The 19,643-nt window shown below is 39.8% G+C and carries 18 protein-coding genes and 1 pseudogene; 1 reads left to right on the top strand and 18 read right to left on the bottom strand.

The window, feature by feature from the left end:
* Positions 1-2 precede the first annotated feature (2 nt).
* From yqfD to rpsU, 7 genes are all read right to left on the bottom strand, one after another.
* Positions 3-1,190, bottom strand: coding sequence for a sporulation protein YqfD (gene yqfD, locus CRO56_RS03785; RefSeq protein WP_097157286.1), 1,188 nt, complete (start codon positions 1,188-1,190; stop codon positions 3-5).
* Between the two features lie 11 nt (positions 1,191-1,201).
* Positions 1,202-1,489: a sporulation protein YqfC gene (gene yqfC, locus CRO56_RS03780; RefSeq protein WP_097157285.1), complete on the bottom strand. Its 288-nt coding sequence runs from the start codon at positions 1,487-1,489 to the stop codon at positions 1,202-1,204.
* 164 nt (positions 1,490-1,653) lie between these two features.
* Entirely contained in the window at positions 1,654-2,106 is a 453-nt protein-coding gene (locus CRO56_RS03775) for a hypothetical protein (RefSeq protein WP_097157284.1), read from the bottom strand.
* Positions 2,107-2,130: 24 nt separating this feature from the next.
* Positions 2,131-3,126, bottom strand: a complete 996-nt coding sequence (gene floA / locus CRO56_RS03770; protein WP_097157283.1) for a flotillin-like protein FloA — start codon at positions 3,124-3,126, stop codon at positions 2,131-2,133.
* 22 nt (positions 3,127-3,148) lie between these two features.
* Positions 3,149-4,477 carry an NfeD family protein gene (locus CRO56_RS03765; protein WP_097157282.1) on the bottom strand — a complete coding sequence of 443 codons (1,329 nt, stop codon included), beginning with the start codon at positions 4,475-4,477 and terminating at the stop codon, positions 3,149-3,151.
* Between the two features lie 421 nt (positions 4,478-4,898).
* A complete protein-coding gene (locus tag CRO56_RS03760) occupies positions 4,899-5,345 on the bottom strand; it encodes a GatB/YqeY domain-containing protein (RefSeq protein WP_097157281.1) in 447 nt (148 codons plus the stop codon).
* Between the two features lie 15 nt (positions 5,346-5,360).
* On the bottom strand, positions 5,361-5,534 hold the full coding sequence (gene rpsU / locus CRO56_RS03755) for a 30S ribosomal protein S21 (RefSeq protein ID WP_097157280.1): 174 nt from the start codon (positions 5,532-5,534) through the stop codon (positions 5,361-5,363).
* A gap of 299 nt (positions 5,535-5,833) precedes the next feature.
* Between rpsU and CRO56_RS03750 the strand changes: the two genes are divergently transcribed.
* Positions 5,834-6,757: a Na/Pi symporter gene (locus tag CRO56_RS03750; RefSeq protein WP_097157279.1), complete on the top strand. Its 924-nt coding sequence runs from the start codon at positions 5,834-5,836 to the stop codon at positions 6,755-6,757.
* A gap of 62 nt (positions 6,758-6,819) precedes the next feature.
* Here the strand turns inward: CRO56_RS03750 and deoC are convergent, their stop codons facing one another.
* The 11 genes and pseudogenes from deoC to CRO56_RS03695 all read right to left on the bottom strand — a co-directional run bounded on the left by deoC (position 6,820) and on the right by CRO56_RS03695 (position 19,609).
* Positions 6,820-7,485 carry a deoxyribose-phosphate aldolase gene (deoC, locus tag CRO56_RS03745; RefSeq protein WP_425427171.1) on the bottom strand — a complete coding sequence of 222 codons (666 nt, stop codon included), beginning with the start codon at positions 7,483-7,485 and terminating at the stop codon, positions 6,820-6,822.
* A 14-nt stretch (positions 7,486-7,499) separates the two neighbouring features.
* Positions 7,500-8,851 (bottom strand): annotated as a pseudogene (gene mtaB / locus CRO56_RS03740) (tRNA (N(6)-L-threonylcarbamoyladenosine(37)-C(2))-methylthiotransferase MtaB).
* 5 nt (positions 8,852-8,856) lie between these two features.
* Positions 8,857-9,609 (bottom strand): 16S rRNA (uracil(1498)-N(3))-methyltransferase, encoded by a 753-nt coding sequence (locus CRO56_RS03735; protein ID WP_097157278.1) that lies wholly within the window; start codon positions 9,607-9,609, stop codon positions 8,857-8,859.
* A 15-nt stretch (positions 9,610-9,624) separates the two neighbouring features.
* Entirely contained in the window at positions 9,625-10,563 is a 939-nt protein-coding gene (gene prmA / locus CRO56_RS03730; protein WP_097157277.1) for a 50S ribosomal protein L11 methyltransferase, read from the bottom strand.
* Between the two features lie 20 nt (positions 10,564-10,583).
* On the bottom strand, positions 10,584-11,705 hold the full coding sequence (dnaJ, locus tag CRO56_RS03725; protein ID WP_097157276.1) for a molecular chaperone DnaJ: 1,122 nt from the start codon (positions 11,703-11,705) through the stop codon (positions 10,584-10,586).
* A 253-nt stretch (positions 11,706-11,958) separates the two neighbouring features.
* On the bottom strand, positions 11,959-13,791 hold the full coding sequence (dnaK, locus tag CRO56_RS03720) for a molecular chaperone DnaK (protein ID WP_097157275.1): 1,833 nt from the start codon (positions 13,789-13,791) through the stop codon (positions 11,959-11,961).
* 31 nt (positions 13,792-13,822) lie between these two features.
* Positions 13,823-14,413 (bottom strand): nucleotide exchange factor GrpE, encoded by a 591-nt coding sequence (gene grpE, locus CRO56_RS03715; RefSeq protein ID WP_425427176.1) that lies wholly within the window; start codon positions 14,411-14,413, stop codon positions 13,823-13,825.
* A gap of 170 nt (positions 14,414-14,583) precedes the next feature.
* The gene (gene hrcA, locus CRO56_RS03710; RefSeq protein ID WP_097157274.1) at positions 14,584-15,612 is read right to left on the bottom strand and encodes a heat-inducible transcriptional repressor HrcA; all 1,029 of its coding nucleotides are present in this window, start codon (positions 15,610-15,612) and stop codon (positions 14,584-14,586) included.
* Between the two features lie 86 nt (positions 15,613-15,698).
* A complete protein-coding gene (hemW, locus tag CRO56_RS03705; protein WP_097157273.1) occupies positions 15,699-16,838 on the bottom strand; it encodes a radical SAM family heme chaperone HemW in 1,140 nt (379 codons plus the stop codon).
* Between the two features lie 74 nt (positions 16,839-16,912).
* Positions 16,913-18,754, bottom strand: coding sequence for a translation elongation factor 4 (gene lepA, locus CRO56_RS03700; protein ID WP_097157272.1), 1,842 nt, complete (start codon positions 18,752-18,754; stop codon positions 16,913-16,915).
* A 507-nt stretch (positions 18,755-19,261) separates the two neighbouring features.
* A complete protein-coding gene (locus CRO56_RS03695; protein WP_097157271.1) occupies positions 19,262-19,609 on the bottom strand; it encodes a YqxA family protein in 348 nt (115 codons plus the stop codon).
* Positions 19,610-19,643: the final 34 nt, after the last annotated feature.

Below are 19,643 nucleotides of genomic sequence, written 5' to 3'. Positions count from 1 at the left end.
CGTTAGTCTCCTTGAATTATCGGTTGTCCCTTCGCTATGTTTTCAATGACCTGGAAGAGAATAGTCAATTTTACTTTACCATTCTGTACTTCCTTGTGCAAAATGTTTTCTCCTTTTATTTTGGCTTCCTCCCCTAAATTTGATAACAAGTCTTTTTTGGCTATTTCAATACCAGTTTTAACTGCATCACTTTCACTTATTTGATGGACTGCTTTTTCAATCTCGTTTATTTCTATCTCTTTATAGCTGATTGGCAGCTGCCACCGTAAAAATTGAAAAGGATGAACCGTCGTATCCTCTTCATATTCCTTAAAATCGGGTTCTCCAAACCCCCAAATCTGCAAATCCCAATTGCCAAATTGAATATAACGTTTATCCTTTTCATTCCCAGTCATCACCGCAAGTTCCTTTTTTAACGGAACTGTTACTTCTGCTCTGTACCACGTCTCAGCCATAATTTGACCCTCCGCTGCTATATACTGCATCTTATCCTCTGTTCCCATTACACCAGAAACTAGCAGCTGTCCTGGTCTGACGAAGTCATTTACAACAATCATCGGCTGACCTTTTTTAACATACATGCTTACAATCGTTCCTTTTTTTGTAGCGACCAGATGTTGCGGACCTGTCTCTAATTCACGTTCAGGTTCATTTTTTTCTACTACCCTGAGTCTGTAAACTGTACCATCCAGTTTAACCCCTACCCACGTAATTGCAGGAATATTGTTAGTTAAGATTCTTTGAATTTCTTCTGGCGAGTCTGTTAAAAATTGAAGGCTCCCAACCTCAACCCCCAGCTTGTCCAGTTCTTTCGAAATTTGTTCCTCTGTTTTTGGTCCGGCTCCTTCAATTTGGATCCCCCAGATCATATTAGACAAAAGGAATAACAAAACAAAAAAACCTACAAATCCAACTAGAAATCCACTATTAAAAAATAGCCGTTTTAATAAAAAAGGGAAACCATGCTTGTCTATAAAATGAACAGACAAATTACTTTTCCTTACGGCTCGTCTTAATGGGTATAGTTTATTGAGTACCAGTTGAAAGGTTATTGTATCTTCATCTATTCTTCTTACATTCCAGATCAGGATACCTTGTCTTGAAAGACGATTTAAAAATCGCTCTAATCCTTTTCCCGTAACTTTTGCTGTGACATATCCGTAAAAAAAATGGATCCATTGATTTTTCACGACTTCTCCCCCTATTTACTATCCAAATATGAAACCTGACTGATTCGCCCTTCAAGCAAAATCTCTTCAGGCAGGATCGCTTTAATAACAAATCCTTTTCCTTTAATGAGTAATTGTCCATTTTCAAGTAAAACGCGAATCTCATTTTCAGCAAATGATAAAAGTCCTTTATGATTTTCTATGTATATATGAAGCTGACCAATCATCGTTATACGGGGTAAATCCATCATGACATCTGGGGGTAAGTCTAACTTTGTGGTTAAAAGATTTCGGAGTGCTGCTTTTAGCTTTTGTGCCATATAATGAGGCCCCCTTTCATCTCATATGTATGTTACAAAAATGAGGATTAGCACACTTTATCGGGGGATTGGAGCAAGAAAAAGCAATAAAAAAGGGTCTGGTCCCTTTCTATAACAGTTCGATCATGAATGATCTCGTTAATTAAAGGACCAGACCCTTTAGCTTAAATATTTCTTTTTCTTTTAGCCTTTGGCGCAGCTAATACTTCAGCCCAAATCAAACCTTGCAGAACTTGATCGGACTTTGGATCCAGCTTGTATTTCTTTTTTGTTAAATCGCTATGTTCTACTGCGCCAAGTTTAATAAGATTTTCGCTCTCCTGCTCTTTCCTCATCTTTGCTTCTGCCAGCTCAGCCCGCTGAATTAATTCGTTTGTTTCAGCAGATATGGTAATAGGTTGTGTATTTTGAGCTTGAGTTTGAGCTTGAGTATGAGGAGGAGGTGAAACCCTTTTTCTCTCCGCCGCCTGATTTCGATTAACTGTTCTTTTCGGCGGAATTCTCTCGTTCCTGCGTGTTGGTTCTGTATGCTTCTTTTTAGAAAACAGCGAGGAAAGTATCCCCATTATCACTAAAATGATAATGGGATTTTCAAAAATAATATCAATGATCGACAAAGGAGTTACCTCCTTCCTTCAATTTTATTTCTTTTTATCGTCTTTTTCACCGGTCATTCTGCCAATTGATTCGCGCATATCCGTATCGGCTGTAATATTTTTTAAGTTCCAATAATCCATTACACCTAAATTGCCTGAACGTAAAGCCTCAGCCATTGCAAGCGGAACTTGGGCTTCAGCTTCTACAACTTTTGCCTTCATTTCTTCTACACGGGCTTTCATCTCTTGTTCTTGCGCTACTGCCATGGCACGACGCTCTTCAGCTTTTGCCTGAGCGATATTTTTGTCAGCTTCTGCCTGATCTGTTTGCAGAATCGCCCCGATGTTTTTGCCGATGTCAACATCAGCGATATCAATCGAGAGGATTTCAAAAGCAGTTCCAGAATCAAGACCCTTTTGAAGAACAGTACGGGAAATCATATCTGGGTTTTCCAATACTTTTTTATGGTCATTCGAGGAACCAATTGTACTTACTATTCCTTCACCTACACGGGCTATTATGGTTTCCTCTCCAGCCCCGCCGACTAAGCGGTCAATGTTTGCACGTACAGTAATACGAGCCTTTGCCTTTACTTCAATTCCATCCATCGCGACACCAGAAATGAACGGTGTTTCTATGACCTTTGGATTAACGCTCATTTGTACAGCCTCTAAAACATCGCGGCCAGCCAAATCTATCGCCGCACATCTTTCAAAAGATAATTCAATGTTTGCTCTTTGTGCCGCAATCAATGCATTAACAACTCTGTCAACATTTCCCCCGGCAAGATAGTGGCTTTCTAATTGGTTTGTATTAATATTCAAACCTGCTTTCGATGCTTTTATTAGCGGATTGATTACACGGCTTGGTATAACACGGCGAAGTCTCATACCAATAAGTGTAAAGATACTAACCCTTACTCCAGCTGCTAAAGCGGAAATCCACAGCATAACCGGAACAAATGTAAATAATACTGCCAAAACAATAATTGCTAGCACAACGGCTATAATTAAAAATAATGTGCCTGCATCAAAAACCATAATGTGTTACCTCCTCATAATCTTACTTTTTGTCTAAACTTGTAATTTCACGCACTACTATTCTGGAGCCCTCAGCTTTAATAATCTTCACCTTTGCCCCTTTTTCAATATACCCTCCTTCAGTCACTGCATCGATCCGTTCATCACCGACTAAGATCATTCCTGCAGGGCGTAAAGAAGTATGTGCAATGCCTGTAACACCAATCAATTCTAAACGGCTTTTATTGGAAATATACCCTTTTTCCGTACTGGTTGACTCTTTTAACACAATTTTGTTGAAAATCTGGATTCGCTTTCGAAAAAATTTGGAAAGAATAAATCCGGCTGCAATTGCAATCACGATCGCAATTAATAAATAGATCCCCATTTGCGTCACACTCTCTCCTGCAATCAATATACCCCACACAACGGCAATGAGCCCTATTGCCCCTAAAATACCGCCCGGGATGAAAAATTCCAAAAGTAAAAGAATGATTCCGACGATGAAAAGAATGAGAGATTCATACCCAGCAAGACCCGCTACTAAATGTCCATAGAAGAAAAGCAGCAATGAGGCAAGCCCCATGGTACCAGGTATCCCAAATCCAGGGGAATATAGTTCTACGACCAATCCTATGCTCCCAATCGAGAGGAGGATAGGCACGACGATTGGATTTGTTAGAAATCGGGCTAATTTCTCAAAAAAGCTCTCTTCCAGTTCTCTAATTTCTACATTTTCAAGCCCCATTTCCTTTAGCACTTGGTCTATACTTATCGTTATTGCTTCTGCATACCCGACTTGGAAGGCTTGTTCGGCTGTAAGAGTCAAGAGTTCAGTTTCATCATCATCTAATTCTGGAATAGTTACGGACGGATCAGCCATAGCTTTTGCATATATAGTGTCCCGATCTTTATGTTTTGCTGCATTCTCCATTTCTGCCAGCCAATAAGCCTGTGCTTTTAAATCAGCTGCATTTCCTGCCTGGTCAATAATCGCAGCAGAACCGATGGTAGCATTCGGGGTCATAAATAAGTAATCCATATAGAGGGAAATGTACGCCCCCGCTGATAAAGCCCGGTTATTAACAAAGGCTGCCGTATCTATATCGGCATGTGCCAGCAGATTTCCAATTTCACTGGCAGCTTCGACTGCTCCACCGGGTGTATTGACTTCAAAAATAATAGCTCTTGCTCCCTCTTGCTCAGCGGTTTCAATCGCCCTTGTTAAAAACGCAGCTAACCCTTTTTCAACTGTATTCTCTAAAGGAACTACGTATACAAAATCCTGATTCGCTTTTACACCAGATCCAAACCCCAATATCAATGGTATAAGTAAAAGAAAAGATACAATCAATCCATACGATTTTTTCAAATCATTCCCCCCTTTCCTTCGCACTATTATATACGGTTGGTTAAATTTTAAGTTTCATCGTTTGGAAAATTTTATTCACTTATGTAAAAAAATATGGATAAAACAAAGCTTTGTCGGTTCCCAGAATTTTTGCGGACACTGGTTCCGTTATTCGTCAAAAAATCGGGGATTTGTGAAATTATAGGACACCGGTTCCGTTATTTTGGTAGACAGCGGTTATTTTTGAGTGATTTTCGGTCAATAACGGATCGTATGTCCAATTGCTTCAACGAAACCGGGGTTTTTAAGCAAATAACAGATTATATGTCCGTTAGCTCCATTCAAGAATTAGTTCATGAACCACTTGGAGCGGAACCCGTAACCAAATTCCAGACCCCATTTATTAAAAAAGACTGCAGCCTTTTGACTGCAGTCTTTTATATTAAGAAAGCTTTTGCATGACTAGCTTGTTAACGAGTGAGCCTTCTGCTTTTCCTTTCACTTTCGGAATAACAGCTCCCATTACCTTACCCATCTCTGATTTAGAAGTTGCTCCTAAGCTTGAAATGACTTCATCAATAATTGCACTTAGTTCCTCTTCAGAAAGCTGTTCAGGCAAATATTCTTCAACAAACCGAAGTTCAGTTTGAATTTTTTCTACTAAATCGTCTCTTCCTGCTTTTTCAAACTCATGGAGGGAGTCTTTTCTTTGTTTGAGTTCGCGAGAAAGGACGGTAAGCTCTTCTTCCTCGGAAAGCTCTGATTTCCCAACCTTAATAGCCTCGTTTTGTAAAGAAGCCTTGAGCATCCTAATAACAGAGAGCTTTTCTTTTTCTTTATTTTTCATAGCTTGTTTCATATCATCATTTAGTCGCTGAACAAGACTCATACATCCTACACCTTCTTAGAACTTACGTTTTCTAGCAGCTTCAGATTTCTTCTTGCGTTTTACGCTTGGTTTCTCGTAAAACTCACGCTTTCTATATTCTTGTAAAGTTCCAGTTTTGGATACAGAGCGTTTGAAGCGACGAAGAGCATCCTCAAGCGACTCGTTTTTACGAACGATCGTTTTCGACATTCTTTATCCCTCCCTCCGAAACACAACACAGTAGAATCAAAGGTGACTCTCCTATCGTTGAAGCAAAGTTGACCCTCTTGGGTCATGTACCTAAAAAATCATGTACCTTAGAATTATAATACACTGTTTGCACTAGGTCAACAAGTGCTTATTATCTTAGTAAAACTTATACTATTTTATTCGCAAAATTTTAAAGCGATTGGACATGTCCCTATCAGAACGGCCATACATTTTAGTTAAAGGGGTGTGCAAGTAATCACCACATCCACTTTCCTAATAGAAGTGTAGAAGGTGTTTATATGCTTTATTTCCTGACCTTTGCGGTCTGTATTGGGCTTTTCTTAAGTGGCATGTATCTAATGCGGAGCGGCTTATTTTCTTTTACAGGAGTAAGATTAAATAATTGGCTTTTCCGGTTTACGAACAAACCTATAAAAGGGATGGCGGCAAGTATTGTGGTAACCGGATTCTTACAGTCAAGCTCGGCTGTGATGGTGCTGACAGTGGGCTTAGTTTCCGCTGGCGCACTTACTTTCTCCCAGACAATCGGAATTATTCTGGGTACAAATATAGGAACGACCTTTACCGCCGAATTTATGACCTTTCCGATTGAACAGTATACCTTTCCACTCCTTATATTAGGCGCTTTCATGATTGGAATGGGGAGGGAGAATATCCGCTCTATTGGTTTTATTCTATTTGGAGTTGGTACAATCTTTACGGCAATGAGAGGATTTAAATGGATTTCTGATCCCTTATCAGCTCTTTCTATTGTGGACAAGGGGTTTCAGCTTATGAATGAGAGCTTGCTTTTTTCGCTTTTATTAGGAATGATTTTTACGGCATGTATTCATTCAAGTTCGGCTACTATCGGAATTCTTATGAGTTTTTTGGTCGGCGGAACCATTCATTTAGACGCAGCAATAGCCGCTATGCTCGGAGCCAATGTCGGTACGTGTATTACTGGATGGATGGCGAGTATCGGTGCAAAAAAAGAAGCCAAATTAACCGCTTATGCTCACATTTGGTTAAACATTATCGGCGTCCTTTCATTTTTCCCGTTTACTGGAATCCTGGCAGACATGGCTTCAGGATGGGCCGTATCTCCTGCTGTCCAATTAGCACACTCAAGCGTAGTATTCAATGTAGTAACCTCTCTATTCGTTCTTCCTTTTTCTCAAGCTTTTGCCATGCTTATTGAAAGAATTCATGGAAAGGGTTAAAAAAGGGTCAGCCCGCCAGCGCTAATACTTTATTGCACTGGTGGGCTGACCCTTACAAAGCATCAGTAATCCGTTTTAGCGGTTAATCCTTTAACAATATCGACTCCAGAGCTCGCCCCCAGACGGGTTGCACCGGCTTCTATCATTTTTTCGGCATCTTGGGCATTTCTAACACCGCCGGATGCTTTAACACCAATATTAGGTCCTACTGTTTTTCTCATTAAAGCAACGTCATGCGCTGTTGCTCCACCTTTAGAGAATCCTGTAGAAGTTTTGACAAAATCGGCACCCGCTTGTACCGCTAATTCACACGCTTTCACTTTTTCATCATCTGTCAAAAGCGCCGTTTCAATAATCACTTTTGTTAAAACATTTCCGGCTGCCTCTACAACGGCCCGAATATCTTCTAAGACCATATCGTATAAACCGTCTTTTAAAGCACCGATATTGATTACCATATCGACTTCGCCTGCTCCATTTTCGATTGCATTCTTTGTTTCAAACGCCTTAACTGCGGGAGTATTGGCTCCTAACGGAAAACCAATAACCGTACATACTTTAACGTCTGAGCCCTTTAGCTGTTCACTGGCAAGCTTCACCCAATAAGGATTTACACAAACACTTGCAAATTTATACTCTTTCGCTTCCGCACAAAGCTTTAAAATTTGCTCCTTTGTAGCTTCTGGTTTTAACAATGTATGGTCGATCATACCTGCTATTTTTTCCATTATAACTGCTCCCTTCAAATCGCTGTCCTTTGCTGTTCTAATTGCTCATCGAGGACTCTGACAAAATTCCCTTCACAATATGGATAACCCGGTTTTGTGATTTTTACTTTTACTAGCTTCCCAACCATATCCTCAGACGCTGGGAACACGACTTTTAAATAATTGCCGGTAAAGCCTTCGTAAAGTCCGCTTTCTGGGTCCTCTTTGTACTTTTCTTCAGGAATCACTTCTAGAACTTCATTTTCAAATTGGGAGGCATACTCTTTGCTTAATTGATCAGATAAGGTAATAAGACGATGAACTCGTTCATTTTTTACTTCCTCATCAACTTGATCTTCCATTCTCGCAGCAGGTGTCCCTGTTCTCTTAGAGTAAGGGAATACATGAAGCTCAGAGAAACGGTGTTCTTTCACAAAATTATAAGTTTCCATAAACTCTTCTTCCGTTTCCCCCGGGAAACCTACAATGACGTCTGATGTAATAGCCAGATTTGGCATTACTTCTTTCAATTTATTAAGTCGATCTGCGAAAAACTCCATTGAATACTTTCTTCTCATCCGTTTCAAAACGGTGTTAGAACCGGATTGAATTGGGATATGGAAGTGAGGTACTAAGATAGAAGAATGACGAATCACATCTATTACTTCGTCTGTCAATTGACTTGCTTCAATGGAAGAGATACGAAGACGCTTTAAACCAATAACTTTTTTCTCAAGATCCTGCAGTAGTCTTGCCAAGTTATAGTCCTTCAGATCTTCCCCATATCCGCCAGTATGAATTCCAGTTAGGACGATTTCTTTATAACCGGCATCCACAAGCTGCTGGGCTTGACGGATGACTTCCTGCGGGTCACGGGAACGCATGAGTCCGCGCGCCCAAGGAATAATACAGAACGTACAAAAATTGTTACATCCTTCCTGGATTTTAAGAGATGCCCTCGTACGATCTGTAAAGCCTGGAACATCTAACTCCTCGTATACACGATTCTTCATGATGTTACGAACACCATTGATTGGCCGTCTTTCATGCTTATATTGCTCAATATAGTCCAGCATTTTTTTCGGTCTTGCGTTCCCACCACAATATCAACGCCAGGGATTGCCATAATTTCTGCCGGTGATGTTTGTGCATAACAGCCAGTTACACAAATAACAGCGTCCGGATTTTTCCGAATTGCTCTGCGAATCACCTGTCTGCTCTTTTTATCACCAGTATTCGTAACTGTACAAGTATTGATTACATAAACATCAGCTGTTTTTTCGAAATCAGTTCTTTCATAGCCTTCTTGCTGAAACAATTGCCAAATGGCTTCTGTTTCGTAATGATTCACTTTACATCCTAATGTATGAAATGCTACGGATGGCATTATTTTCACCTCATTAATTCAAAATGATAAGAAATGGCAGACAAAACATAAAGCGGTGCCGTTTCTGTCCTTAATATTCTAGGTCCTAACCCAACAGAGATAAAACCATTATTCTCTAGTATTGATACCTCTTCTGCAGTTAAACCGCCCTCCGGTCCAAATATAACTAATAGGGAATCACCAGGGGTCATTTTAGCTAATAACGATGCAAATTTTGAGGAATGTCCATTTTTGGCTTCCTCTTCATAAGCAATTACCTTAAACCTATATTCAAGTCCTGTTTCAATCAGTTTCATTAACTCTACAGGCGGGGTAATGCCTGGGACCGTTGTTCTGTGGGATTGTTCTGCTGCTTCCTTTGCAATTTTTTCCCATCTGACCAGCTTTTTTTCGGACTTTTTAGGATCCCACTTTACAATAGAGCGAGCAGCATTAAAAGGGATAAATGTATGAGCACCCAGTTCTGTTCCCTTTTGAATGATCCATTCTAATTTATCCCCTTTAGGCAGACCGCTCCCAATCGCAACTTTTATTGGCAATTCTTTTTCTTCTTGCTTCCATCCCAAAGCTTTAGCGAAGACCTTTGACTCTGCTGTCTGTAAAATTTTACATTGAGAGGAAGACCCGTCTGGCAGTACAGCAATAAAGCTGTCCCCTGCTTTCATTCTCATAACACGTGAAATATGATGTGCGTCCTCGCCGCTAATCCATATTTGGTCATCTTCAACATGGTCAAAGCCAATAAAGTAACGTTGCATTAGATTCACCTAGTCTTATTTTTTCTTAGCGATAAAAGCAACCCAGTCTTCCATCGTAAGTATTTCAACAATCTCAAATCCATCTTTTATCAGGGAATCCTTTACCAGTTGCTTTTTCAGATTGATAATCCCTGATGTAATAAAGTATCCGCCTTTTTTAATACGATTATAGGCATCTTCTGTAAATCGTACGATAACTTCTGCTAATATATTTGCTACAATTACATCTGCTTCCCCGGATACCTCTTCTAACAGATTTCCCTTCCGTACGGTCACAATCTCATGAACTTTATTTAATTTTGTGTTGAGAATGGCAGATTGAACTGCAACTTCATCAAGATCTAACGCTAATACCTGCTTAGATCCCAAAAGTGCGGCCGCCACACTTAATACACCGGAACCCGTTCCTACATCAATTACCGTATCTCCTGGTTTCACGGTTCTTTCAAGTGCCTGAATACACATAACAGTTGTCGGATGTGTTCCAGTACCAAATGCCATACCGGGATCTAGTTCGATAATCAGTTCGTCGCTGCTGACTGGTGTATACTGCTCCCAAGTCGGAACAATCGTAAAACGTTCTGAAATTTTCACAGGATTATAATACTTTTTCCAGGCAGTCGCCCATTCTTCTTCATGAACCTCTGAAATCGTTACTTTGTTTGCCCCTATATCAATATCGAACGTAGTTAGATTCCGAATCGCTTCTTTAATTTCCTCAACGGTTTCGCCAAGGAAGCTATTAACAGGTAAATAAGCTTTGACTAGGACGCCTTCTCGCGGGTAATCATCGGGATTGAGTTGGTAGATTTCTCCGAATTGCTCCTCTCTCTCCTTTACTAATTCGAAAGGATCCTCAATGACAACCCCACTCGCGCCAGCTTCATGAAGAATATTTGAAACTGGTTCAATTGCTTCATTGGTTGTTTGGATACATATTTCCGACCATTTCAACTCTACCAACTCCCTATTTATTATCTAAATGCTTTTTTTACTTTATCAAAAAAACTTTCCTGCTGCTCATCTGTGACGGTACCGCTCAGTTCAGCAAATTCACGCAATAATTGTTTCTGTTTTTCAGTAAGTTTGGTTGGTGTCACGATTTTTACGCGAACATGCTGATCGCCGACTCCATATCCTCTCACGTTTGGAACCCCTTTTCCTTTCAATCGGAATCTCGTTCCTGTCTGGGTTCCGGCTGGAATTTTCAATTTGACTCGGCCATGAAGAGTCGGAACTTCCACTTCATCTCCAAGCGATGCTTGAACAAAGGTAATCGGCATTTCGCAATAAATATCGTCGCCGTCCCTTTCAAAAAACTCATGTCGTTGTACGCGGAATACGATATACAAGTCTCCTGCAGGTCCCCCGTTAACACCCGGTTCACCTTGGCCAGACACACGCAGCTGCTGACCATCGTCAATCCCTGCTGGAATTTTCACTTCAATTTTTTTGCGTTTTTTAACTTTGCCTGTTCCCCCGCAAGTTGAACACTTTTCTTTGATAATTTGTCCCGTTCCGCTACAGTGGTGACAAACACGGCGATTGACAATCCGGCCAAATGCTGTATTTTGCTCCTGGCTTAGTTGACCTGTCCCATGACAATAAGAACATGTTTCTGGTTTGGTCCCTGGTTTTGCCCCGCTGCCGGTACAAGTAGAACATGTTTCTTCTTTTGGGATCTCAATGGTTGTTTCTTTTCCAAAAGCGGCTTCCTCAAATGATAAAGTCATTGTATATTGCAAATCCGCACCCTGTCTTGGCGCATTTGGATCTCTTCTGCGCGAAGAGCCGCCGCCGAAAAACGTTTCAAAGATATCTTCAAAGCCAAAGCCGCCGCCAAAATCACTTCCACCAAAGCCGCCAAAGCCTTGGTTTGGATCTTGATGCCCAAATCGATCATATTGGGCTCTCTTTTGGTCATCGCTTAAAACTTCATAGGCTTCCTTAACCTCTTTAAACTTTTCGGCTGCATCGGCTTCTTTATTAATGTCAGGATGATATTTTTTAGAAAGTTTTCGGTATGCTTTTTTTATATCATCTTTACTGGCGCTTTTATTGACGCCCAGTACTTCATAGTAATCCCTTTTACTCAAGACACTCACTCCCGATTTGTATCACATAAAGAGTATTGTACCATTAATTTTTTGGCTGTGACAATATAGAAAACGTATCGTTATAAGCTTTCTCCACTATAAACCTATCTTAAAGGCTGTTTTCGCATAGATTGTTGCAAATAGCTTATTTCATTCAAAAATGCATCATCAGAAGAACAATCTTTTAGAAAACAGCTTCTTAAAAAAAGCCAAAGCCAGATTTGCCAGCTTTGACCTTTTTGTTTTATGCTAATTACTTTTTGTCGTCTACTTCTTGGTATTCAGCATCTACCACATTATCATCTTTTTGGGCGTCTGCTCCTGCTTCATCTGTTCCGCCTTGAGCAGCCTGTGCTTGCGCCTGTTCATACAGCTTCACAGTTAAATTTTGGACAATTTCTTGAAGAGCCTCTTTTTTGGCTTTAATTTCGTCCAAATCTTTTTTCTCAATGGCCGCTTTTAAAGCTTCCTTTGCATCTTCTGCTTTCTTCACTTCGTCTGCATCCACTTTTTCTTCCAAATCTTTTAAAGTTTTTTCCGTTTGGAAGACAAGCTGATCCGCTTCATTCCGAAGTTCGACTTCTTCTTTACGCTTTTTATCTGCTTCTGCATTTTGTTCTGCTTCTTTAATCATTTTTTCGATTTCTTCTTCTGAAAGTCCAGATGAAGACTTAATTGTAATAGCTTGTTCTTTATTCGTTCCTAAATCTTTTGCACGAACGTTAACAATACCGTTTTTATCAATATCAAAGGTTACTTCAATTTGCGGTATTCCTCTTGGTGCTGGCGGAATATCTGTTAATTGGAAGCGTCCAAGCGTTTTGTTATCAGCCGCCATTGGACGTTCCCCTTGCAAGACATGGATATCAACTGCTGTTTGATTATCGGCAGCTGTTGAGAAAACTTGTGATTTAGATGTTGGAATTGTTGTATTTCTATCGATCAGTTTGGTGAATACGCCACCCATTGTTTCAATACCTAGAGAGAGCGGAGTAACATCTAGTAAAACAACATCCTTGACATCTCCTGAAATAACTCCACCCTGAATCGCAGCACCTAATGCTACAACTTCATCAGGGTTAACCCCTTTGTGCGGATCTTTTCCGATTTCTTTTTTTATGGCTTCTTGAACAGCTGGAATACGTGTTGAACCACCTACTAAAATCACTTTATCAATATCAGCCGCTGTTAGTCCGGCATCTTTCATCGCTTGACGAGTCGGTTCCATTGTTCTTTCAACTAATGAAGCAGAAATCTCATCAAATTTTGCACGGGTTAAAGTAACATCTAAGTGTAATGGACCGCTTTCTCCAGCTGTAATAAATGGAAGGGAGATTTGTGTACTTGTTACTCCAGAAAGATCCTTTTTAGCTTTTTCAGCCGCGTCTTTCAAACGTTGTAATGCCATTTTATCTTTAGAAAGATCGATGCCATTCTCTTTTTTAAATTGTTCCACCAGGTAATCGATGATGACTTCATCAAAATCGTCCCCACCCAGTTTATTGTCACCAGCTGTAGCACGGACTTCAAAAACACCGTCCCCAAGTTCAAGGATCGAAACGTCAAACGTACCGCCGCCAAGGTCGTATACAAGAATGGTTTGATCTTCATCCATTTTATCTAATCCATATGCTAGAGCAGCAGCAGTAGGCTCGTTAATGATCCGCTCAACTTCTAACCCGGCAATTTTACCGGCATCTTTTGTTGCTTGTCTTTGCGCATCATTGAAATAAGCAGGAACTGTAATAACTGCTTTTTCTACCTTCTCTCCAAGGTAGTCTTCAGCATAAGATTTTAAGTACTGAAGAATAATAGCTGAAATTTGTTGAGGAGTATATTCCTTTCCTTCAACTTCAACTTTATAATCGGTACCCATGTGACGTTTAATCGAAATAATTGTATTTGGGTTTGTAATGGCTTGGCGCTTTGCCACTTCACCGATTTGGCGCTCGCCATTTTTAAAGGCAACAACAGATGGTGTTGTGCGATTTCCTTCTGGGTTTGGGATAACCTTTGGTTCGCCGCCTTCTAATACAGCTACACATGAATTAGTTGTTCCTAAGTCGATTCCAATTATTTTACTCATGTCTAACTCTTCCTCCTATCACGTATGTAGATTATTCACTTACTTTAACCATAGATGGACGAATCACTCTGTCTTTCAGTTTATAGCCCTTTTGAAATTCCTCTATTACAGTATCAGGCTCGTGTTCACTGCTGCTTTCCTTCATAACAGCTTGATGCTGGTGAGGATCAAATGCTTTGCCAACTGACTCAATCTGCTCTACACCAGCATTTTTCATAGCTTCTAAGATGCTTTTATACACCATTTCCATCCCTTGAAAAAAAGGACGCAGAGAGTCATCGACTTGATCAGCTTTTAGTGCTCTCTCAAAGTTATCTAAAGCTGGCAAAAGATCAGTTACAAGGCTTTGCGCCTTATATTTTTCGATCATTTGCTTTTCATTTTGGAGGCGGCGTTTAAAATTTTCAAAGTCAGCATGCATTCTTAATTGCTTGTTTTCTGCCTCTTCTAATTTTTGTTCCAGCTCTTGTATTCTTTCATTAGCCAGAGTAAGTGCATCTTTTTCATCTTCTGCCCGATTTGTGGTATTTTCTTCAGGCTTAACAGCTTCTTCTGCCTCATTTGCAGAAGCTGTCTCTTCTGCGTATGATATGACATGTTCCATATTTAGTTCTTGTTCCATTACCGTTTGGTCATGTTTTGCTTTTTTATGGTCCAACGGTATTCACCTCCTCTTTAGTTTGTATAACAAAAGTAACTTAGTGTATTTGAAACTTGATTTTCAAAAAAGTCCATAATGAAGAGCGAGAAATAAATGACACTCGCTCTCCCCTCAAGATAACTTTGTGCAATCTAGGAATGATACAATTTAGTCAAAACGGTTGTCAAGTCATTCCCCAGATAGTTGAGCAATGTAATGACTCGTGAATAGTCCATCCGTTTTGGTCCCAAAACTGCAATCGTTCCTATTGGCTCTTCTTCCACGGTATAGGTTGCTGTAACCAGTGAACAGTTTTCCATCGCAGAGGTATTTATTTCGCGTCCAATTTTGACATGAATTCCAGATGGATTTTTCCGCATTATATGATAGAGTCTTTCGTATGGATTCTCGATGACTGACATTAAAGACTTAAAGGTTTCCACATCATGAAATTCTGGCTGATTTAATATCTTCGTTTTACCGCTAAAGAATAATTTATGATGTAAAGAAACGTTTAAAGTATCCCCCATCTGTGCCAAAATGCCCTCGAAATTTTCGATATGACTTTTTAAAACAATGGATACCTCTTTGAAGAACTTATTGCGCAGATCGTATAAAGGGACCCCTTGTAACTTGTCATTCAAAATATTCATCAGTTTCTCTATCTCTGAATTTTTAATAGAAGGCAGATGAAACAATCGATTCTCGACATGACCTGTGTCAGTTATAATAATAGCCACAGCTGTTTCCTGATTAATCGGAACAATCTCAAGCTTTCTTAGCTTATGTTCTTTAAATTCTGGACCCAGTGCTATGGACGTATAGTCAGTTAAGTCTGAAATAATTTGAGCGGACTTTTGAATAACCTTTTCAAGTTCAAAAATTCGATCTGCAAAGACGGATCTTAATGTTGACATATCTTCCACTGTAATCCGATTTGGCGAAAGCAAATGGTCAACGTAGTATCTGTAACCTTTTTCAGATGGAACTCTTCCAGAAGACGTATGAGTTTTCTCAATAAACCCTAATTCTTCAAGGTCAGCCATTTCATTCCTTATTGTAGCTGAGCTAAAGGAGATTTCTTCCTTTTTCGATAAAGTACGTGATCCAACAGGCTGTGCAGAACGAATAAAGTCATCAATAATGACTTGTAAAATTAATAATTGACGTTCAGTAAGCATGCACATCACCTCTATTAGCACTCATCATTACCGAGTGCTAAATCTATACTTTAAATTATCAAATGGAGCCTTAGATGTCAATGGATTTAATCGAGAATGAACGCTTGGAATACTTCATTGCCTAAGAATCTTCCCTTTTTCGTAAGCCTAATAAAATCGTCGGTCAGTTCGACCAGTTCCTTTTCGGCTAAATCTCTAATTTGCCGGTCGTAAATCGATTCTAATTTTTCGCCAAATTTTTGCTCAAATTGAGCCAGATTTACCCCCGCTGTTTTTCTTAAGCCGAGAAATAGCTGTTCTTCGATCTGTTCCAGTTTACTTAATTTATTCTCTTCGATCACGGGCAGTTTCCCTTCTTTTATATAGGACATGTATTTCTTTAACGGTCCAATGTTGCCTCTTCTGATACCGGCAACATAGCTGTGTGCCCCTGCGCCAAATCCGTAATATTGTTCATTATCCCAGTAAGTAATATTATGTTTACTTTCATACCCTTCTAATGCAAAATTACTGATTTCATATTGGATATATCGATTTCGGTTTAATGCATCAATAATGTAATCATACATATCTGCTTCTGTATCCTGATTTGGAAGTTTCAGCTTCCCTTTTCTCATTAAATTATAAAAAACAGTTTTTGGTTCCACAATTAACGAATATAGCGATAAATGCGGAATCCCAAGCCCTAATGCAATGTTAACGGATTTTTTTACACTATCTAATGTTTGCTTTGGAAGTGCATACATCAAATCGATGCTCATATTCTCAAAACCAATGCTTTTTGCAAGTTCGATTCCTTTAAGGACTTCATCTGTTCGGTGTGTTCTTCCAATCGCTTCAAGAACCACATCATCAAAAGTTTGGACCCCAATGCTTAATCGATTCACTCCATGTTTCTTTAACAGCCAAAGTTTCTCTTCCGTTAAATCTTCCGGGTTCGCTTCAAAGGTGAATTCTCCAGATTCTGCTAAAGGTAAACGTCTCTCAATCGTCACGAGTAATTGGGATAGCTGGCTGACATTTAAAGCTGTGGGGGTACCGCCTCCCACATAGATGGTCTTAAGCGGTTGTTGAACCGGATAATTTTCTAGTGTAAGGTCGATTTCCCGAGATAAACTGGCTACATAGTCTTCAACAGGCTGGTTTTGAATAAAAAATTTATTAAAATCACAATAATGGCAGATTTGATGACAAAATGGGATATGGATATACGCTGACTGTACCAAGATTGTTACACCTCCATCAAATGTTTGTATAGAAAAAGAGGATGGACAATTTTATTCCACCCCCGTTTTCTGCATTACTGCTTGTTTTTGGACTGTGTATCGTCCATCTTTAACACGGCCATAAACGCTTCTTGCGGAACCTCTACCGATCCCACTTGTTTCATCCGTTTTTTACCTTCTTTTTGTTTTTCTAATAATTTTCGTTTTCGCGAAATATCCCCGCCGTAACATTTAGCCAATACGTTTTTGCGCATCGCTTTAATCGTCGAACGGGCAATAATCTTCTGTCCGACAGCTGCCTGTATCGGTACTTCAAACTGTTGGCGCGGAATAAGCTCTTTTAATTTTTCTACAATCACCTTGCCTCGATCATAGGCGGAATCTTTATGAACGATAAAACTTAAAGCATCTACTCTTTCTCCATTAAGCAGGATGTCCATTTTGACAAGCTTAGAAGCTTTGTAACCAATTAATTCATAGTCAAATGATGCATACCCTTTTGTAGAAGATTTAAGCTGATCAAAGAAATCGTAAACTATTTCTGATAGCGGGATTTCATAAATAATACTTACGCGATTTTCGTCTAAATACTGCATATCAACAAAAATGCCGCGTTTTTCCTGGCAAATTTCCATAACCGCCCCAACATAATCATTAGGAACCATAATGGTAGCCTTGACATATGGCTCTTCGACCCGATCAATTTTTTGCGGATCCGGCATGTTAGAAGGGTTGTCGACCCGCACCTCAGAACCATCAGTCATATAAACATTATAAATAACACTTGGAGCCGTCGTAATTAGGTCGATTTTAAACTCTCTTTCAATCCGTTCCTGGATAATTTCCATATGAAGCAGACCTAAGAATCCGCAACGGAAACCAAACCCAAGCGCCTGGGACGTTTCAGGTTCGAATTGCAGGGAGGAATCGTTTAATTCAAGTTTTTCCAATGCTTCACGCAAATCGTTAAATTTGGCGGAATCAATCGGATAAAGACCGCAGAATACCATTGGATTTAATTTTCGGTACCCTGGAAGCGGCTCTACTGCACCATTTTTCGCGTTCGTGATTGTATCCCCTACCCGTGTATCACTTACATTTTTAATAGCAGCCGTTAAGAAACCGACATCACCGACAGTTAGCTCATCACAAAGTGTAGCCTTCGGATTAAACACTCCTACTTCGGTTACTTCAAACTCTGCACCGGTTGCCATCATTTTAATTTTATCCCCTGGCTTTACCGTTCCATCCATCACGCGGATATACGTGACTACACCGCGGTATGGGTCATATAAAGAATCAAAAATAAGCGCCTTTAGCGGACCATCAGGATCGCCTTTTGGAGCCGGAACTTTTTCAACAATTTGCTCTAAAATGTCTTCAATCCCTATTCCCGCTTTTGCAGATGCCAAAACGGCATCAGAAGCATCGAGTCCAATTACATCTTCAATTTCTTGGCGAACTCGTTCAGGTTCCGCACTTGGCAGATCAATTTTATTAATGACAGGCAAGATTTCAAGATCATTGTCTAAAGCTAAATAGACGTTGGCTAAAGTTTGTGCTTCAATCCCTTGCGCTGCATCAACAACTAAAATCGCACCTTCACACGCAGCTAAACTCCGGGAAACCTCATAGGTAAAATCGACATGCCCTGGTGTATCAATAAGGTGAAAAATATAGTCCTCGCCATCTTTGGCTTTATATTTTAATTGAACAGCATTTAATTTAATTGTGATTCCCCGCTCACGCTCAAGATCCATAGAATCGAGGAGCTGGTCTTTCATTTCACGTGCTGTTAATGCATTTGTTTTTTCTAAGATTCTGTCTGCAAGAGTCGATTTTCCATGGTCAATATGAGCAATAATGGAAAAGTTTCGAATCCGCTCTTGCCTTCTGCGTCTGTCTTCGTTATTCATTCGGTTCACTCCTACTAAATTACCGCAAAATACACTATTCTTCATTATATCAGCGTAAAGAAAACTTGGCTAGTACCAAGCCGTAAGGCGCCGGTAATAGCCTAGTTGCACTTATACTTTAAACCTTAAATTGGCAACTGCGTCGAATTACCTTCTTTGCTGTCAATTTATCTTAAAGTGTAAAGAAAACTTGGCTAGTACCAAGCCGCAGAGGGTAGTAGTCTTTGAATATAATGATTCGCTTCTGAAACGGTCACAGAATCTGTTAACTAATGAAAATAAGTAATTTTCTTGGAATTCGCGGACAGGAGATCCGTTATTTATCAATTTTTATAAGAAAATGACCTAATTTGTCCTTATAAAGGATCCAGTGTCCGATAAAACCGAAAAACCTCACTTTTTTCACAAATAAAGGAACCAATGTCCGCATTCCGTCACGATTGCTTAGAAATAAATAGCTTCACTATACAAAAAGAAAAAAAAGCGTCTCATTAAATGAAACGCCTCTCATGAAACTAGACTTAGTATACCCCCAAAAACAGACAGGATCCCCTGAATAAAACCGGTTATAAATTGAGCAAGACCTTTGCCGATTTGAGAAAAGAGATTAAAGGATTTAACTTCTTCAAGCTGTTTCTGTTTCACTTCTAGATCATGAGTAGAAAGAGTATTTCCTAAAAAGGATGCCTCGACCTCACCCGGAGCAGCTTCTTGAAGGGAGAGGGGCTGCTCAAAGCTCGGGTCACTATAGCCCCGCATTTTCATCATACCTTCATTGGCATACTGCATTCCTATCAAAACACCGAAAAACAGGATAAAAACGAGGGTTAAAACTTTTAAAATAAATCTCTTCATACTCAGGACTCCTTTATACCTGATAAGTTCCTTT

This window comes from Bacillus oleivorans (assembly GCF_900207585.1).
GTDB lineage: Bacteria > Bacillota > Bacilli > Bacillales > JC228 > Bacillus_BF > Bacillus_BF oleivorans.
Note: the sequence above shows the minus strand (reverse complement) of the source record. Positions and strands in the feature narration are given on the sequence as shown.

What these genes read in the sequence shown, in the direction of transcription:
- hrcA (WP_097157274.1), bottom strand. Translation starts at nt 15,612, where the DNA reads ATGCTTACTGAACGTCAATTATTAATTTTACAAGTCATTATTGATGAC.
- CRO56_RS03695 (WP_097157271.1), bottom strand. Translation starts at nt 19,609, where the DNA reads ATGAAGAGATTTATTTTAAAAGTTTTAACCCTCGTTTTTATCCTGTTT.
- CRO56_RS03760 (WP_097157281.1), bottom strand. Translation starts at nt 5,345, where the DNA reads ATGAGTCTTGTTCAGCGACTAAATGATGATATGAAACAAGCTATGAAA.
- lepA (WP_097157272.1), bottom strand. Translation starts at nt 18,754, where the DNA reads ATGAATAACGAAGACAGACGCAGAAGGCAAGAGCGGATTCGAAACTTT.
- deoC (WP_425427171.1), bottom strand. Translation starts at nt 7,485, where the DNA reads ATGGAAAAAATAGCAGGTATGATCGACCATACATTGTTAAAACCAGAA.
- rpsU (WP_097157280.1), bottom strand. Translation starts at nt 5,534, where the DNA reads ATGTCGAAAACGATCGTTCGTAAAAACGAGTCGCTTGAGGATGCTCTT.
- yqfC (WP_097157285.1), bottom strand. Translation starts at nt 1,489, where the DNA reads ATGGCACAAAAGCTAAAAGCAGCACTCCGAAATCTTTTAACCACAAAG.
- dnaK (WP_097157275.1), bottom strand. Translation starts at nt 13,791, where the DNA reads ATGAGTAAAATAATTGGAATCGACTTAGGAACAACTAATTCATGTGTA.
- CRO56_RS03735 (WP_097157278.1), bottom strand. Translation starts at nt 9,609, where the DNA reads ATGCAACGTTACTTTATTGGCTTTGACCATGTTGAAGATGACCAAATA.
- floA (WP_097157283.1), bottom strand. Translation starts at nt 3,126, where the DNA reads ATGGTTTTTGATGCAGGCACATTATTTTTAATTATAGCCGTTGTGCTA.
- CRO56_RS03750 (WP_097157279.1), top strand. Translation starts at nt 5,834, where the DNA reads ATGCTTTATTTCCTGACCTTTGCGGTCTGTATTGGGCTTTTCTTAAGT.
- grpE (WP_425427176.1), bottom strand. Translation starts at nt 14,413, where the DNA reads ATGGAACAAGAACTAAATATGGAACATGTCATATCATACGCAGAAGAG.